Origin of the sequence: Ureibacillus acetophenoni (assembly GCF_900220965.1) — a bacterium.
Taxonomy (GTDB): Bacteria; Bacillota; Bacilli; order Bacillales_A; family Planococcaceae; genus Ureibacillus; species Ureibacillus acetophenoni.
In genome coordinates this window covers 402972-419937 of the sequence record NZ_OBQC01000002.1, presented here as the reverse complement: position 1 = coordinate 419937, position 16966 = coordinate 402972, and the positions used below count along the sequence as shown (strand labels likewise).

General features: G+C 34.9%; 16 protein-coding genes and 1 other annotated feature. Of the genes, 14 read left to right on the top strand and 2 right to left on the bottom strand.

What is annotated here, in order from left to right:
• The first annotated feature begins 37 nt into the window (after positions 1-37).
• From CRO45_RS04800 to pheT, 9 genes are all read left to right on the top strand, one after another.
• Positions 38-802, top strand: a complete 765-nt coding sequence (locus tag CRO45_RS04800) for a TrmH family RNA methyltransferase (RefSeq protein ID WP_097148497.1) — start codon at positions 38-40, stop codon at positions 800-802.
• 162 nt (positions 803-964) lie between these two features.
• The gene (locus CRO45_RS04795) at positions 965-1726 is read left to right on the top strand and encodes a DUF2935 domain-containing protein (protein WP_097148496.1); all 762 of its coding nucleotides are present in this window, start codon (positions 965-967) and stop codon (positions 1724-1726) included.
• Positions 1727-2085: 359 nt separating this feature from the next.
• Complete coding sequence (locus CRO45_RS04790) at positions 2086-3483, top strand: ABC transporter substrate-binding protein (protein ID WP_097148495.1); 1398 nt, start codon at positions 2086-2088, stop codon at positions 3481-3483.
• 141 nt (positions 3484-3624) lie between these two features.
• Complete coding sequence (locus tag CRO45_RS04785) at positions 3625-4518, top strand: carbohydrate ABC transporter permease (protein WP_097148494.1); 894 nt, start codon at positions 3625-3627, stop codon at positions 4516-4518.
• A gap of 10 nt (positions 4519-4528) precedes the next feature.
• A complete protein-coding gene (locus tag CRO45_RS04780) occupies positions 4529-5362 on the top strand; it encodes a carbohydrate ABC transporter permease (protein ID WP_097148493.1) in 834 nt (277 codons plus the stop codon).
• 38 nt (positions 5363-5400) lie between these two features.
• Entirely contained in the window at positions 5401-6468 is a 1068-nt protein-coding gene (locus tag CRO45_RS04775) for a serine hydrolase domain-containing protein (RefSeq protein WP_097148492.1), read from the top strand.
• 196 nt (positions 6469-6664) lie between these two features.
• Entirely contained in the window at positions 6665-7759 is a 1095-nt protein-coding gene (locus CRO45_RS04770) for an ABC transporter ATP-binding protein (protein ID WP_097148491.1), read from the top strand.
• 133 nt (positions 7760-7892) lie between these two features.
• Positions 7893-8124, top strand: a binding site (T-box leader).
• A 92-nt stretch (positions 8125-8216) separates the two neighbouring features.
• Positions 8217-9254: a phenylalanine--tRNA ligase subunit alpha gene (gene pheS / locus CRO45_RS04765; RefSeq protein ID WP_097148490.1), complete on the top strand. Its 1038-nt coding sequence runs from the start codon at positions 8217-8219 to the stop codon at positions 9252-9254.
• Positions 9255-9267: 13 nt separating this feature from the next.
• A complete protein-coding gene (gene pheT / locus CRO45_RS04760; RefSeq protein WP_097148489.1) occupies positions 9268-11676 on the top strand; it encodes a phenylalanine--tRNA ligase subunit beta in 2409 nt (802 codons plus the stop codon).
• A gap of 124 nt (positions 11677-11800) precedes the next feature.
• On the opposite strand, the gene CRO45_RS04755 is transcribed toward pheT, so the two are convergent.
• A complete protein-coding gene (locus CRO45_RS04755) occupies positions 11801-12262 on the bottom strand; it encodes a nucleoside-diphosphate sugar epimerase (RefSeq protein ID WP_097148488.1) in 462 nt (153 codons plus the stop codon).
• A 151-nt stretch (positions 12263-12413) separates the two neighbouring features.
• Here CRO45_RS04755 and CRO45_RS04750 point away from each other — a divergent pair, with 151 nt between their 5' ends.
• The 3 genes from CRO45_RS04750 (at position 12414) to CRO45_RS19985 (ending at position 14170) form a co-directional block, all read left to right on the top strand.
• On the top strand, positions 12414-12953 hold the full coding sequence (locus CRO45_RS04750; RefSeq protein ID WP_097148487.1) for a hydrolase: 540 nt from the start codon (positions 12414-12416) through the stop codon (positions 12951-12953).
• Positions 12954-13271: 318 nt separating this feature from the next.
• On the top strand, positions 13272-13883 hold the full coding sequence (safA, locus tag CRO45_RS04745) for a SafA/ExsA family spore coat assembly protein (RefSeq protein WP_097148486.1): 612 nt from the start codon (positions 13272-13274) through the stop codon (positions 13881-13883).
• A 125-nt stretch (positions 13884-14008) separates the two neighbouring features.
• The gene (locus tag CRO45_RS19985) at positions 14009-14170 is read left to right on the top strand and encodes a hypothetical protein (protein ID WP_170949407.1); all 162 of its coding nucleotides are present in this window, start codon (positions 14009-14011) and stop codon (positions 14168-14170) included.
• 469 nt (positions 14171-14639) lie between these two features.
• On the opposite strand, the gene rnhC is transcribed toward CRO45_RS19985, so the two are convergent.
• The gene (gene rnhC / locus CRO45_RS04740; protein WP_097148485.1) at positions 14640-15590 is read right to left on the bottom strand and encodes a ribonuclease HIII; all 951 of its coding nucleotides are present in this window, start codon (positions 15588-15590) and stop codon (positions 14640-14642) included.
• A 519-nt stretch (positions 15591-16109) separates the two neighbouring features.
• Between rnhC and zapA the strand changes: the two genes are divergently transcribed.
• Both zapA and CRO45_RS04730 read left to right on the top strand, forming a co-directional pair.
• Positions 16110-16370 (top strand): cell division protein ZapA, encoded by a 261-nt coding sequence (gene zapA / locus CRO45_RS04735; protein WP_097148484.1) that lies wholly within the window; start codon positions 16110-16112, stop codon positions 16368-16370.
• Between the two features lie 5 nt (positions 16371-16375).
• Complete coding sequence (locus CRO45_RS04730) at positions 16376-16915, top strand: CvpA family protein (RefSeq protein WP_097148483.1); 540 nt, start codon at positions 16376-16378, stop codon at positions 16913-16915.
• The last annotated feature ends 51 nt before the right edge of the window (positions 16916-16966 follow it).

The following is a 16966-nucleotide window of genomic DNA, read 5'->3' as shown; positions in this document are numbered from 1 at the left end:
ATGAAGCTTATGAAAAGAGAATAAAGGCGGATTAGTAATGAAAAGAATTGAATCAGCACAAAACGCATTAGTAAAACATTGGAAAAAACTAGTGACGATGAGAAAAGAACGCGAAAAAACAGGAGAATATCTTGTAGAAGGATTCCATTTAGTTGAAGAGGCGTTAAAAAATAAAGATCAAATTGTTCAGATAATCGTTCGAGAAGGAGTCGATTTACCACTTTTATGGGCAATTGATGAAGTAATGATCATTGAAGTGACAAGTTCAGTTGCAAGAGAAATTGCTGAGACTGAAAATTCCCAAGGTGTATTTGCCCATTGTAAACAACGTGTCATTTCAGAAAGTGACATGTCAAGCTGGAGTAAAGTATTGCTAATTGACGCAGTGCAGGATCCAGGAAATATCGGAACAATGATTCGTACTGCAGATGCTGCAGGATTGGATGCTGTTGTTTTAGGAAAGGGTAGTGTAGATGCATTTAATCCAAAAACGGTCCGTTCTGCTCAAGGTTCTCATTTCCATATTCCAGTAGTGCGCGGTGATTTACTGGATTGGGTTGAGAAATTACAAGAGAAAGACGTACCTGTTTATGGAACTGCTCTAGAAAATGCAATTTCATATACTGAAGTAAAAAATTCAGATGCCTTTGCAGTGATTGTTGGAAATGAGGGAAGTGGAATACATCCACAACTATTAGATAAGACAACTCAAAATCTGACGATACCAATATTCGGACAGGCCGAATCATTAAATGTAGCTGTAGCGACAGGAATTCTTCTTTATCAGCTTGTGAAAAAATAACATGACATTTGAGACCAAATCATGAATTGACTATGATTTTTTAAGTACAATTCAATGATTTGGTTTTTTATTTAATAGAAAAAGGTACTCACTCCATTATAATAATATGACAAAATCCAACATACATTGTGAACGAAGTGAAAAAAAGGAGTTGTTACCAGGTTGTCAAATTATATAGAAAGCGCTGTGTTTGAACATCGGTTTTGGCTTCAAGTACTTGGTGACCATTCTAGGTTTATCCATGATTCATTATATCCTTCAGAAAGTGCGGACATAGCATATGCGAACACATTTATTCAACTTTTTGATCAGTTACATTCTCAAGTACCATCGTTAAACAATGCAAATGCAGTTGTTTTTGCAAATGCTTGTGAAGATGCAGCAAAACGGTTAAGAACATTTAAATTATCCCTCATCGAACGCCACATAACAGGTCAAATGAATATCCACCTTACTCCTACTTTTATGAATCATATGGTTAATGAATTAGAAGAGTATCTACGAGTATTATCTTACCTAAAACAAAAGAAAAGCCCACCAATATTTCACGAATTACATCATCATTTAGTCTGGTTAATTGATGCTGCAGGTCATGCAGGGGCAATTAATGACCAATTAGATGGAGTTGAAAAAAGACTAAAAGAAAAAAGTCATGAGTTTACAAAGCACTTTGAGCAGTTTTATTTAAAAGCAATTGAGTTAACTGGATACTTAAGAACCAACCGAAGAAAATTTCCTGCACTTAGTAGATTTAATCATGAAGTGAACCTTGAAATTCAACTTTTTAAAACCTTTTTACATGAATTGGAGGAAATGGAGTTAAGTGCAGAAGTATTAGGAACATTTACCGCATCAATGGCAGATCATATGGCTAGAGAAGAACAATATTATTTAATGAAAGTAGCAGAATCAATAAAAAATTAAGTTGTAACGGAAACAGGTTTCATAGATTCCTGTTTCTGTTTTAAATTTACCCAAAATTCTGAAATATAAGAATAATTATTAAGCGTTTTCATACATAGACTTACAATGTAGTTAAGTTTCGTTTGTTTTAATAGTCTATGTAGTAAAACTACCAATATAGCTAATGGGTTATGGAGATTTATAGAACTACTATCTGGAAATCGATTATTGACAGGACTTGCCTTATTACATTTGATGTATCTTTTTAGTCCTAAGATTTAGTCAGTTAGAAAGATTAGATTTGGTTTACGGATTTAGTCTAAACCGTTTGTCACAAGGTGATGTAAATGGTTTACAAAAAAAAGTAAAGAGGTGTTAAATTGACAAAGTCTTTAAACAAAAGCTGGTTGTTTTTGCTTGTTACACTTCTTCTCTTAGTTTTAGCAGCATGTTCTAATACTACAACGACAGAAGAATCTGAACCTGAGAAAACAACGGAGACAGGGAATACCGAAGAGGGTACTAGTGAAGAAAGTGCTAGTGGTGGGATTTCTGGCGATTTAGAAATTCAATATTTTGTAGGTGGTTATGGTGATGCTTGGTGGAAAGAAGTTATCGCAGACTTTAAAGCAGCTTATCCTGACGTAAATGTAATTGAGCATGCTGGACCAAACATAAATACAGAAATGAATACAAGATGGATATCAAATGATCCACCTGATGTTGTCTATATTGATGGAGCAGGTTCTAGTGAAACGCAAATGATTGCAGATGGTCAGCTATTGGACATAAGTGACTGGGCAAAAGGACTTACATTGGAGGATGGTACACCTTTATTAGATAGCTTTATTTCTCCAGCTGAAGAACTCGATGGTGGGAAAATTTATAGTCTACCATTAGTATTTGATACTTGGGGAATTTGGTATGACAGTGCATGGTTTGATGCACAAGGGTGGGAAATACCGACTGATTTTGATACCTGGTTAGCTTCTATGAAGCAAATTAAAGAAGAAGCAGGAATTGCACCATTTAATACAACGGGACAATATGCTCAATATTTCCAACGAGGAGTATTAAACCCAGCATTTGCTGCAGCTGGTGGAGAACAATTACTTAATGATTTAGCAGATGGTGTCGTGGAAGCATGGGAAAGGGAAGAAGTATTGGCAGTAATGAAAAAGGTTGAAGCGATTGTAGATGCGGGATTAGTAGATTCAGGATTTGCTGCATACAATCACACTCAGTCACAAATGAATTTATTACTACATCAAAATGCTTATATTCCGGTTGGGTTCTGGCTTCCAAATGAAATGAAAAATGATACACCAGCAGATTTTGTCTATGGTTTCGTTCCAACACCTATGAATGATCCAGGTAAATCGATGGCACTAATTCCAGATATCAGAACAATTGCAATTGCAAAAGAGGCAGATAATCCTGAAGCGGCGAAGGCATTCCTTGAGTTTATCTTTACAGAGGAATATGCACAAAAATTTGCTGAGTCAACAGGTGCAATTATGAATATGAAAAATGTAGATTTATCTGCTAATAACCGTGTTCCTGATTTCTTAAAAGGTATTAATGACATGATTAATGAACCAGGTCAAATTGAAATTCATAATAGAAATACTCCAGAAGGCGATAGAGAAAAAGAAATTGCAGTAGAAATTACGAATGAAATTAAGATACAAATCGTTGAAATATTATTAGGTCAAATTGATGCGGAAGAGTTTGTTAATCGAATGACTAATAAAGCAAAGGAATTACGTGGAATGTAATTACCAAATAACAGGAAGATTAAAATTAAGAGAGATTGTAACTTTTAATTACATCTCTCTTAATTTATCAAAAGAATTGGTGAAGGATTACTGAAATTGCAATTGGATTCACTGTATCCCTATGTAGAAAGAGTGATAGACGTGGTTCAGTCAAAAACACAAAAGTATCTCTTTTTGGCATTTTGTTTGCTTCCTACATTTATAATGTTTTGTATTTTTACTGTCTACCCAATGATTGGTGGACTCTATTATTCATTTTTTAAATGGTCTGGTACTAGTTCGGTAATGGAGTTTATCGGATTTGATAATTATACAAGGATGTTATCAGATTCCGTTATTTTACGAGCAATTATAAATGATTATTTGTTTGTTTTTATTAAAGTGTTTGGAATTATGATTTTGGCACTTTTCTTTGCAGTTGCATTAACACAGCTTCGCATTAAAGAAGCGCCATTTTACCGAATCGTATTCTTTTTCCCTAATATAATGTCAGTAGTAGTTATTGGGATTCTATGGCAGTTTATATATGACCCTAACATCGGTTTAGTAAATGGACTTCTTCGTGCAATCGGATTAGAAGAATGGGCACGTCCATGGTTAGGGGATATGACCTGGGCATTGCCAAGTGTTTCAATTCCAGCTATTTGGGCAGGGATTGGATTGTTTATGTTGTTATTAATGGGTGGAATTACAAATATATCGAAAAGCTTATATGAAGCTGCTGAAATTGATGGAGCCAGTGAATGGCAACAATTTTGGAAAATTACAGTTCCATTAATATGGCCACAAATAAAAACATCGATTATTTATATCGTTATTACTTCGTTAAATGGTTCTTTTGTCCTTGTTCAAGTAATGACAGCAGGGGGACCTGGAGTGGCGACAGAAGTAATGGGGTCGTACTTATACCAAAAGGCATTTGAAGATTTCCAGTTTGGCTACGGTGCAGCTATTGGCGTCTTAATTTTAGTTTTATCGTTAGTTTCCGTAATAATTTTACAAGTATTATTGAAAAAAGAAAAAGTGGAGTATTAGGAGGGATAGGATGCAGATATTATCGACTTTGTCCAAAATTGCAGTAAGAATCCCCTTATTTCTATGGTCTATAATCGTCGTTTTCCCTCTAGTTTGGATGTTCATAGGTGCATTCAAAACGAACGCAGAAATCTTTTCATCCCCTTGGTCATGGCCACAACAGTGGAATTTAAACAACTTTGTTGCTGCTTGGTCAAATTACAATATTGGGACCGCTTTTTTAAATAGTTTGTTCGTAACCATTTTAGGATCATTGTTATGTCTACTTTTTGCAATACCTACTGCTTATGCCCTTGAAAGACTTCGTTTTAAAGGTAGCGATGTATTATTAAATACCTATCTTGCATCGATGATGTTACCTTCTGTATTAGGTTGGATTCCATTATTTTTCCTACTGTTAAAATTTAACATGCTGGATAATTTATGGGCACTTTCACTTGTATATGCAGTATCGCAAATTCCATTTACGATTTTTATTCTCGTTAGTTTTATGGGCAATGTGCCTAGGGAGTTAGAAGAGGCTGCAGCAATAGACGGGATGAGTCCATATGGTATTTTACTGAAAATTGTTACCCCATTAGTAAAGTCGGGTATTATTACGGCTACCATATTAAATGCAATATCTTTTTGGAACGAATATTTTTTAGCATTAATTTTGCTAGATACGAAGAGTAAAAATACGTTAGGTGTAGCGATGGATTTATTGAAAACAAGTGCACGGTATGAAAGTGCATGGGGTGTCTTATTCGCAGGATTATGTATTGCGGTCATACCAGTAATAATCTTTTATTCAATTTTCCAACGTCATATTGTAAAAGGGATGACTGAGGGAGCGATAAAATAAAATTCAATTAAAGCTACTCCCATATTAGGAGGACTCAAGTGGTACAAAAAAACTTCCAACGGGTTGCCGAGGTTCTAGAAGAAGCAGTTCTAAATCGTCATATACCGGGTGCTGTGATCGCTATTACTACATCTGATGAAACCATATATAAAGGCGCTTTTGGTTATGCACATGAAACAAAGCAAATCCAAATGAAAAAAGATACAATTTTTGATTTAGCATCACTTACGAAAGTGACTTCAACTTTACCAGCGATTATGCAATTACAGGAAAAAGGTTTATTAGATATCGATGATTCTGTATCTTTATACCTTCCTCAATTAGAGATAAATCATCATGAAGTGACCATTAAACATTTATTAACACATACGAGTGGGTTCCGACCGGATATTAAATTTTATCGACTGAATGCTAAGAGAGATGAAGTGGTTGATCTCATTTCTAATTTAGGGGATAGGAAACCTGTAGAAACAGAAGTTATATATAGTGATTTGAATTTTATACTTCTTGGAAAAATTGTTGAACAAATTGTTCAATTGCCATTAGATGTGTATACGGCGAAATCTATTTATGAACCGCTAGAAATGAATGATACGTATTTTAATCCCCCTGAAAGCAAGAAAAATCGAATTGCAGCAACGGAATTTATGGATTCGATACAAGATTTTCAGTGGGGAAAAGTTCATGATGAAAACACGTTCCACTTTGGTGGTGTAAGTGGGCATGCGGGGTTGTTTTCTACAGCTGAAGATTTGACTAAATACGCAAGAATGTTACTAAATGGCGGTGACTTTGGAAAAGGAAACTTACTATCTGCAACATCGATTGAATTAACGAAAAAGTCCTTCACGAAGGGTCTCAATTTAAACAGAGGCTTAGGTTGGCAATTGTATGATCCATCTTCATTTTCAGGTCAATTTTTTCAAGATGGATTTGGCCACACTGGTTTTACAGGGACATCTATTTGGAATTCACCAAAACGAGATGTAGCCATTATTTTCTTAACGAATCGTGTTCATTTTGGACGAAGCACGAATATTCACCGGTTAAGAAAAATAATTCATAATTTAGTTTCAATAACAATGGACGGTGCAACCCGTAGATAATGAGGAAATGAATATAGATTGAAGCGGATTTTACATAGGTAAGAGAGCTTTAACTCTTAACTAAAGGAGCTTGTGGATGGAATTATCAAAACTGACGACAGAGAAAAGGAATCCCGATAGTATTAATTTAGACCAAATGTCTACTTTTGAAATTTAATAATGAAGATAAAAAAGTAGCTTAAAAGGGGGGGGAAGTATGGCAGAACTGCTTCTTGAAAATATACAAAAAAAATATGATAAAAATGTTTTAGCGGTTGATAATTTTAACCTTCATATACAAGATAAAGAGTTTATAGTGTTTGTTGGACCTTCTGGCTGTGGGAAATCAACAACATTAAGAATGATCGCTGGCCTTGAGGAGATTTCCGGTGGAGAGTTATATATTGATGGTCAAAAGATGAATAACGTTCCACCAAAAAATCGTGATATTGCTATGGTATTTCAAAACTATGCACTTTACCCACATTTAAATGTATACGATAATATGGCTTTTGGATTAAAACTACGTAAATTTAAAAAGGAAGAAATAGATCAAAGAGTTAAGAATGCCGCAAAGATTCTAGGATTAGTGGATTATTTAAAAAGAAAACCAAAAGCACTTTCAGGTGGTCAAAGACAAAGGGTTGCTTTAGGTCGTGCAATAGTTCGAGATGCAAAAGTATTCCTTATGGATGAACCACTTTCCAACTTAGACGCAAAATTACGCGTTCAAATGCGTACAGAAATTTTAAAACTTCATCAACGGTTACAAACGACTACCATTTATGTTACACATGACCAGACGGAGGCGATGACAATGGCATCGCGAATCGTTGTCATGAAAGACGGTAAAATTCAGCAAATCGGAACGCCAAAAGAAGTGTATGACCATCCGAACAATATTTTTGTAGGTGGATTTATCGGTTCTCCACCAATGAATTTTTTAACAGGTAAGTTTGTTGATGGCCATTTTATTGTTGAAAATGTAAAAATTGAAATACCTATGGAAAAACGAAAATTATTAATGAATCAAGGCTATAACAATAAAGAAGTTGTTTTAGGCATAAGACCAGAATTCATAGAAGAGGTAACAGAGTTCGATTCAACTGACTCGGTCTTCACAGCACAAGTTGAGGTTGCTGAATTATTAGGTGCAGAAAAATACCTATACTCAAAAATAGCTGATCAGGAATTTGTAGCCCGTGTGAAAGCTGAGTCCCAAATTTTAGGGGGACAGCAAGTTAAGTTTAAATTAGATAAGGATAAAGTTCATTTTTTTGATATAACAACAACTGATGTGATTAAAAGCTAAAAAACGTTTTATGTTGGATATTAGAGGGCAAAAACGCTAAAATATTGCAGAAATGTATTGAAGTTGTTGCAATTACTTGAAACGCTGAATAATATATCGTAAAATATGTTCAGACTATTTTAAACAATAATTATAAAATGCGTTTGAGCGAGAAGAGTAAGTAGTTGAAATGCTTTTCAGGGATTGTAAGCCATGGACTGAAAGCTTACAAAGTAATTTTTACTATTGAAGTTCACCTCGCAAGCAGCTTCCGGGACCAGCATTTAGCTGTAAAGGAATGCCGGCAGAAAAGTCGTTATGTAAATGAAGTGATTGCACTTATGCAATAACTAGGGTGGTACCGCGAAATGATCCTCGTCCCTTTTTTGGGGCGGGGTTTTTTATTTTGTCTTAAACCACTTAATGACTATTCACAATTGTTTGGGTGCCTGGCACTCTAATAGAGGAGGAATTAGATATGGAACAACAATTAAAGCAGTTAGAGCAAGAAGCTTTAGCAAAGATTGAAGCAGCTTTGAACTTAAAAGAGTTAAATGAAGTTCGTGTAGCTTACCTAGGGAAAAAAGGCCCAATTACCGATTTACTAAAAGGAATGGGGAAATTATCTCCTGAAGAACGTCCGAAAATGGGGGCGCTAGTTAACAAAGTACGTGAACACGTGACGGAGCAATTAGAAGCAAAAGTTGCCGAGTTAGAAGAACAAGCCGTTTTAGAACAACTTGAAAAAGAATCAATTGACGTAACGTTGCCAGGCCGACCTGTACGCGTGGGGAACCGTCACCCGTTAACTCGTGTTGTTGAAGAGATTGAAGATTTATTCATAAGCATGGGTTATGAAGTTGCTGAAGGACCAGAAGTTGAAAAGGATTACTATAACTTCGAAGCCTTAAACTTACCAAAAGGTCACCCTGCACGTGATATGCAAGATACGTTCTATATTACGGAAGAAACATTACTACGTACACACACTTCTCCAGTTCAAGCTCGTACAATGCTAGAGAAAAAAGGTGAACCATTACGTATTATTTGTCCGGGTAAGGTTTTCCGACGTGATAGTGATGATGCTACTCACTCCCACCAATTCATGCAAATTGAAGGATTAGTTGTTGGAGAAAATATTCGAATGAGTGACTTAAAAGGAACTCTTGATAAAATGGCTAAGAAAATGTTTGGTTCGGATCGCGAAATTCGTTTACGCCCAAGCTTCTTCCCATTCACAGAGCCTTCAGTAGAAATGGACATTTCTTGTTTTAAATGCGGTGGATCAGGCTGTAATGTATGTAAACAAACAGGCTGGATTGAAATTTTAGGTGCTGGGATGGTTCATCCAAATGTTCTTGAAATGGGTGGCTATGACTCGAAGAAATATTCAGGATTCGCTTTTGGTATGGGTGTAGAACGTATCGCTATGTTGAAATACGGTGTTGAGGATATTCGTCATTTCTATACAAATGATAATCGTTTCATCTCTCAATTCCAACGAACAGAAGGGTAAGGAGGGCAATTAAATGTTAGTATCATTAAACTGGTTAAAACAATATGTAAATATAGATGGAATCGAACCAACAGAATTAGCAGAAAAAATTACTCGTTCAGGTATTGAGGTTGACGCTGTAATCGATCGCTCACAAGGAATGACGAATGTCGTTGTTGGTCATGTTGTTTCAAAAGAAAAACATCCTGATGCAGATAAATTAAACGTTTGCCAAGTTGAAGTTGGTGAAGGAGATGTGCGCCAAATTATTTGTGGAGCACCGAATGTTGCAGCAGGACAAAAAGTAATAGTTGCTTTACCAGGAGCACGTTTACCAGGTGGAGTGAAAATTAAAAAGGCGAAAATGCGCGGAGTCGAATCAAACGGTATGATTTGTTCCCTTCAAGAATTAGGTGTTGAAGGTCGTACAGTGCCAAAAGCATATGCAGATGGCATTTATGTATTACCTGAGGATGCAGTGCCAGGAAGTGACGCATTAGAATTAGTCGGTTTACGTGATATTGTTCTTGAACTTGGGTTAACACCAAACCGTTCTGATGCATTATCTATGTTAGGTGTTGCTTATGAAGTAGCAGCAATATTATCTGAAGAAGTAAAACTTCCAGAAATCAACTATCCAACTTCAGCGGAAAATGCTGAAAACTATATAAAAGTAAGTACTGAAGCATCTGATTTAAATCCACTTTATGCAGCTAAAGTAATTAAAAATGTAAAAATTGCTGAATCACCACTTTGGTTACAGCATCATTTAATGGCGGCTGGTATCCGTCCACACAATAATGTAGTGGATATTACAAACTTCATTCTTATGGAATACGGTCAACCATTACATGCATTTGACTATAACTCATTAAAAACGAACGAAATCGTTGTTCGTTTAGCTAATGAAGGCGAAAAAATCGTTACTTTAGACGATCAAGAACGTACTTTAAATTCTCATAACCTTGTAATTACAAATGGTGTAGAGCCAGTTGCTGTTGCAGGTGTTATGGGTGGTGCAAATTCTGAAGTAACTAGTGAAACAACAACTGTTGTGATTGAAGCAGCTTACTTTGATGGCTTCTCTGTTCGCCGTACTTCAAAAGAATTAGGATTACGTTCTGATTCTTCAGCACGTTTTGAAAAAGGTGTTGATCCAAACCGTGTGTTACTTGCAGCGGAAAGAGCAGCACAATTACTTTCAGAACTTGCAGGTGGAGAAGTACTACAAGGCACTGTGTTAGTAGATGAGCTTGATAAAACACCTACTCGCGTAGTCGTATCACCGGATTTTGTAAATGCTAGACTTGGAATGAAAATCTCTCTAGAAGATATGCTTGCCATTTTACATCGTCTTCAATTCGATGTGGAAGCAGCAAATGGTTTATTAATCATTGATGCGCCGACACGTCGTCAGGACATTAAAATCGAAGAAGATATCGTAGAAGAAATTGCACGTTTATATGGTTACGATGAAATCCCAATGACATTGCCAGAAGGAAATGCTTCTGTTGGGGGTTTAACACCGTACCAAGAGAAACGTCGCGTAGTACGTAATGTAATGGAAGGTGCTGGTCTATTACAAGCAGTTACGTATTCATTAACTTCTGATGAATTATCTCAAAAATTTGCATTAAAAGTGGAAGATACGACAAAATTACTTATGCCAATGAGTGAAGAACGTACAACATTACGTCAAAGTTTAATCCCACATTTAATCGAAGCTGCAAGCTATAACGTAGCTCGTAAAGCAGATTCTGTTGCATTATATGAAGTAGGTTCTGTATTCCTTGGGAAAACAGAAGAAGAACTTCCTTACGAAGAAGAGCATTTAGCGATTGTCTTAACAGGCAAATGGATTGATAATGCATGGCAAGGTGAAAAACGTCCAGTAGATTTCTACGTTGCAAAAGGTATTGTGGAAGCGTTGTTTGAAAAATTAGGTCTGACAGATCAAGTTTCCTTTGAAAAAGCGTTAGTAGATGGACTTCACCCAGGTCAAACTGCAAATGTTCTATTAGATGGTGAAAAAGTAGGTATTATCGGTGGTTTACATCCATCAGAACGTAAAAAAGTAGACTTAAAAGAAACTTTTGTTGCGGAGCTGAATTTATTTGCAATATTAAATGCTTCAACTAACGCTCTAGTTTATACGCCAGTACCACGTTTCCCAGAAATTACTCGTGATATTGCGTTAGAACTTGATCGTACGAAACCAGCTGGTGAAATCGAAAGCATTATACGTAAAGCGGGAACGAAATTATTGAAACAGGTAAAAGTATTTGATGTTTACGAAGGTGAAAAAATGGAAGCTGGTAAAAAATCTGTTGCCTTCACATTAACGTACTTTGATCCAGAACGTACACTAACTGATGAAGAAGTAACAAGCGCACACAATAAAGTATTAAAAGCTTTAGCTGAAGCTGGAGCGGAAGAAAGATAAGTATTTATAAGGGTGACCCCAAATGTAAAGGGTCACTCTTTTATTTTAAGTGAATATTTTAAAATGAAATTGTTAAATTCTTTAACGAAGATAAAAAAAGATGGTTTCTGTATTAAAACAGAAATCATCTTTCTTCGTTTTGGTCGTTTTTAGACAGACCTACAAATCCACCAATTAACCCACTAATAGAATGGATAAGGGCAAATGTATAGAAGTTAAAATAAACCGAATAGGTTTGTTGATTTAATGTTGGAAAAATTGTAATCGATGACGAAGCACCAACATTTGATAGAATATCATTTTTGTAATTGATCGCAAAGAAAATTAGTACTCCAATTAGTACAAATCCCCCCACAAAGGAAAACATTTTCATTAATCGGTTCTTTGCATTGCTAGATGCAACAAGAAAATAACGATATGTAATAAATAAACTAAGTAATATAAACGGTATAACTAATACCATACCGATAAAGCCAAAACTTTCAGCATTTTGTTCAGAGTGCATATACAAATTTCCTACTATTAACACTCCCAATAATGAGAGTCCTAAACTAATTAACCAACTAAGGCGAAGCAAAATAATCATCCTTTCTCTCACCTATTATAGTATATAGTTCAGTGTAAGTGCGATTATTTAAAGAATTGAATGTGGTTCTAATACTGAGGAATTTCTTTTATATTTTTTCCTATATATAATAGAGAGGTAGTTGTTTAAATTAACAAAGGGGGAAAAGAACATGTTGCATAAAGAGGATACAGTTTTAGTTCTAATAGACATCCAAGGGAAACTTGCTAGAATTGTAGATAATAGTGAATTTGTCATTCAAAATATTTCAAATGTTGTACAAGGCGCTAAAGTATTGAATTTACCTATTCTATGGTTGGAACAATATCCAAAAGGGCTTGGACCAACTGTAGAAGAGATTGCCGAACTTTTAACAGATCAAAAACCAATTGAAAAAATTACATTTAGTGCATACGATACACCTGAATTCGTTGAGCAGTTAGAGGCAACAGGTCGTAAAAAGGTATTACTTGCCGGAGTTGAAACGCATATATGTGTATATCAAACAGCAGCCCAATTACTTTCAAATGGATATGAAGTTGAAGTGTTAGCGGATTGTGTATCGTCTAGAACTGCTTTAAGTAAAGAGGTTGGTCTAGAAAAGATGAAGCAACTTGGAGCAAAACTTACAACAGTAGAGATGGCGTTGTTTGAGATGCAACAAATTGCAAAGGGCGATGAATTCAAAGCAATAAGCAAAATCATCAAGTAACATTTGTGTAATAATATAAACGAAAATAGAAAGAGAGAAGGCATGTAAGAGTGCTTTCTCTCTTTTTTTGGTAATTTTTTATTATAATCCTTGGAAATAGTAGTTGAAATTATGAAAATCAAAAAATATTTTTTATACCCATTTTCGAGAAATATGACAAATATTAAGAGTTAAGAACTATTGGTATGATTGTAATTAAAATTTGAATTAATACTTTTGTAACATTGATGAAACAATCCTACCATTATTTTTGCAATGAATTGGTGCTAGATAGCTATTATCATAGAGTTATACCAAACAGAAGGAAGGATTGATTAGATGTTTAAAAACTTGAAAAAAGGTGTAGTTGCATCAGTTCTATCACTTTCATTAATTGTTCCAGTAACTGCTTTCGCAGCAGGTTCAACATATAAAGTAGTATCAGGCGATTCATTATGGAAAATTGCTGTTAAAACACAAACAGGTGTACAAGAATTAATTAATGCAAACCCACAATTACAAAATCCAAATTTAATCTACCCAGGTCAACAAATTAACGTTCCTACTCAAGAGGGCGTTGCATATGAACAAGAAGTACTTCGTTTAGTTAACGTTGAGCGTGCAAAAGCTGGTTTACCAGCATTGAAAAATGATTGGGAGCTTGCTAGAGTAGCAGAACACAAATCAGAAGATATGGCGAAAAAAGGTTACTTTAGCCATACAAGTCCAACTTATGGATCACCATTTGATATGATGAAAGCATATGGGATTAACTATAAAGCAGCTGGAGAAAACATTGCTAAAGGACAAAGATCTCCACAAGAAGTAGTAAATGCTTGGATGAATAGTTCTGGTCACCGTGCAAACATTTTAAATTCTAACTTTACTCATATGGGTGTAGGTTACGTTTCTAATGGAAATATTTGGACACAAATGTTTATTAAAAAATAATTATGAATTACAACAATCGGAAACTACTGTCATTGTAGTTTCCGGTTTTTTTATTTAATTATTCTTTACATAGCATTTGTATTACAGGCAAAACTAAACTTATAAAATGAAAGGAGTGTACTACAATGAAAGGGAAACAACCTCATGAACAATTAACAACAAATGATAATGCCTTAACAAAAATGCAAGAGGTAACTTATAAAAAGGAATTTAAAGAGATGGAAAGTGGAAGTACTAATACAAAAAACAATCAGAGCCAAAATCAAAATAAAAAGTATAACTTATAAAAATGAGTTGCATGACAAGATTTTGGTAAACCGGTGGAAGTTGTCATGAGAAAGTGAGTTGCGTGACAGGATTTACGTAAACCACCGAAAGTTGTCACGAGAAAACGTATTGCGTGACAGGATTTTGGTAAACCGCTGGAAGTTGTCACGAGAAAACGTGTTGCGTGACAAGATTTTGGTAAACCACTAAAAGTTGTCTCGAGAAATTGAGTTACGTGACAAGATTTTGGTAAACCACTAAAAGTTGTCACGAGAAATTGAGTTGCGTGACAAAATTTTGGTAAACCACTAAAAGTTGTCACGAGAAAACGTGTTGCATGACAAGATTTTGGTAAGCCGCTGGAAGTTATCACGAGAAAGTGAGTTACGTGACAACAATTATGTAAAATATTAAAACCTTCAAATAAAAACCGAACTACTATGAAACAAATTATTTAAGTTTCATTAAGTTCGGTTTTTCTAAGTCAAGTTATACTCTTTTTTTATTAACCAACACTCGAGCTTTTTCTGTATTGGCAAAATGCCATTTTGAAATGGAGTGCAAAAATTCTTCACCATGTTTCAGCCATATTTGGGCAGCCATTTTATCCACGATGCCACTTGCACCTTTTTGTAATTCCACACCTGCTTTTTTACTTAATTTATCCATCTCCGTTAAAAATGCATAGCGGGCTAAAATAGAGGCAGCAGCAACAGAGACATGAAGTTGTTCGGCTTTTGTTGAAAAGAGGACATTCTCTTTAACAATTTCTTTTTGACTTTGTATGTGCTTATAATAAGTGTTTCTTTCGGCAAATTGATCGATTAGAATATACTCTGGTTTTTCTGGTGCCATTTTATTCAACACATGTTTTAAAGCTTGATTATGAAGAAGAGCTTTTATTTTACCTTGGGAATAACCTTTACTTTGGATTTCATTATATTTATCATTTCGTAAAGTCAGTATACTATGTGTGCAAGCCGCTTTTATGGACGGTGCGATTTCCAACATTTTAGCATCAGTAAGCATTTTAGAATCTTTTACTCCAAGTTCTTGAATGAGTTCTATCTTATTTCTTGGAACATAAACAGCTGCAACAGTGATAGGACCAAAATAATCACCAGTGCCTGTTTCATCAGACCCTAATACTGACATTCCTGCAAAGTTATCAGGTAGTTGATCGCCCTTTGTTTTAATTGTCTGATTAGAAGTTTGCTTTTCACTACTTTTCAACGCAACTTCCCCGAATTTTGCTGCTTCCCGCTCGGCACCATTACCTTGAAACATTACTTTTCCAGATTTATATACAGTTACTGCCACATCCGGCAATTTTGCAGAGAAAACTACTCCTGGTGCGTTTCGGTCAACTTTGTTAGAAGCATAAGTAGTTTTTACTTTTTGTTGTTGCTCGACAGATAGCTGCAATACAATATTTGTCATATTCGAAATCCTTCCATTGTTAAATTTTCCTTTATTACATAAATAATAAATTTTTATCATTTAGCTTTATCAATTAGTTATGAATCGCTTATCATTATCTAAATATACACAGTAAACTGTGGGGGCGTCTAGAAAAGAAGGTGCAAATTGGAAGATATTTAGTCATCAAAAACTGTACTTAAACTGGTTAGCATTGGTAAATTAAAACTGATTCAAATCAATTCACCAATCTATTAAATCCCATTAAAAACCATTCTAGCTTTATTTCTATGAATGATTCCCAAATATGTTATATTAATAAACTCAGGTAAGATGTTGATGTCATTGGTTTTGTAACCTTTTTGTAGTTGTACTATGTATTCCAAAGATGTTATGATATGTATTATGTATTTTGCTAGAATATTCTAATAGTATCTAAATAGTATGAATTATTTTTTTAAGCTAATCGTCATTGGTTTTGAGTTCATTAATAATGGCTTTTTAATTGCTAGTTGCTTACGATTGTGGGAGGTATCTCATTTGGCTGAACAAGAAAAAAATCGAATATCAGTGGAAATATTTGGTCATACTTATAAAATGGTAGGGACCGAATCTACCGGGCATATGCGATTAGTAGCTTCAATAGTAGATGATAAAATGCGTGAAATTAGTGTTCTTAATCCTTCTTTGGATAGTGGTAAGCTTGCGGTCCTAACTGCTGTCAACACGGTGAACGAAATGCTAAAGCTTAAGGTAGAAGTTGAAAAACTCGAAGACGAATTAAGAAAACTAAAGGATTGAATGGTATGCTAGATTTATTTTTAATAATTATATTTATTGCTAGTTTAATGGTCGGAATTAAAAGAGGGTTTGTCGTACAGGCAATCCACTTAATAAGTTACTTTGTTTCATTATTAGTAGCTTATATCTTTTATAGACCTTTAGCAGATAATTTTGTACTCTGGGTTCCGTACCCAGGGATAAGTGAAGACACATCAAAGACGTTAATTCTAGATTCGATTGACGTAGATCATACGTTTTATAGAATTATCGCCTTTGCTGTCATTTTCTTCGCGACAAAAATTGTATTACAAGTCATTGCATCGATATTTGATTTTTTAACGTACTTACCTGTTTTAAAATCAGTAAACCGTTTACTTGGAGCGGTACTATGTTTTATCGAATTCTACTTAATTGCTTTTATTATCCTATATGTTCTGGCTTTATTGCCATTGGGACCAATTCAAGGACTGTTAAGCGGATCGTTTATAACAAAGTTAATGTTAGAACATACACCACTTATTACTGGCATGTTCCAAAATTGGTGGTATATTTACACAAATTAAATGAAAAGTAAAAAATGCTTCTCTCAATCCTGGGAGAAGTTTTTTCAGGTA

What these genes read in the sequence shown, in the direction of transcription:
- CRO45_RS04800 (WP_097148497.1), top strand. Translation starts at nt 38, where the DNA reads ATGAAAAGAATTGAATCAGCACAAAACGCATTAGTAAAACATTGGAAA.
- CRO45_RS04780 (WP_097148493.1), top strand. Translation starts at nt 4,529, where the DNA reads ATGCAGATATTATCGACTTTGTCCAAAATTGCAGTAAGAATCCCCTTA.
- CRO45_RS04770 (WP_097148491.1), top strand. Translation starts at nt 6,665, where the DNA reads ATGGCAGAACTGCTTCTTGAAAATATACAAAAAAAATATGATAAAAAT.
- pheS (WP_097148490.1), top strand. Translation starts at nt 8,217, where the DNA reads ATGGAACAACAATTAAAGCAGTTAGAGCAAGAAGCTTTAGCAAAGATT.
- pheT (WP_097148489.1), top strand. Translation starts at nt 9,268, where the DNA reads ATGTTAGTATCATTAAACTGGTTAAAACAATATGTAAATATAGATGGA.
- CRO45_RS04755 (WP_097148488.1), bottom strand. Translation starts at nt 12,262, where the DNA reads ATGATTATTTTGCTTCGCCTTAGTTGGTTAATTAGTTTAGGACTCTCA.
- CRO45_RS04750 (WP_097148487.1), top strand. Translation starts at nt 12,414, where the DNA reads ATGTTGCATAAAGAGGATACAGTTTTAGTTCTAATAGACATCCAAGGG.
- safA (WP_097148486.1), top strand. Translation starts at nt 13,272, where the DNA reads ATGTTTAAAAACTTGAAAAAAGGTGTAGTTGCATCAGTTCTATCACTT.
- CRO45_RS19985 (WP_170949407.1), top strand. Translation starts at nt 14,009, where the DNA reads ATGAAAGGGAAACAACCTCATGAACAATTAACAACAAATGATAATGCC.
- rnhC (WP_097148485.1), bottom strand. Translation starts at nt 15,590, where the DNA reads ATGACAAATATTGTATTGCAGCTATCTGTCGAGCAACAACAAAAAGTA.
- CRO45_RS04730 (WP_097148483.1), top strand. Translation starts at nt 16,376, where the DNA reads ATGCTAGATTTATTTTTAATAATTATATTTATTGCTAGTTTAATGGTC.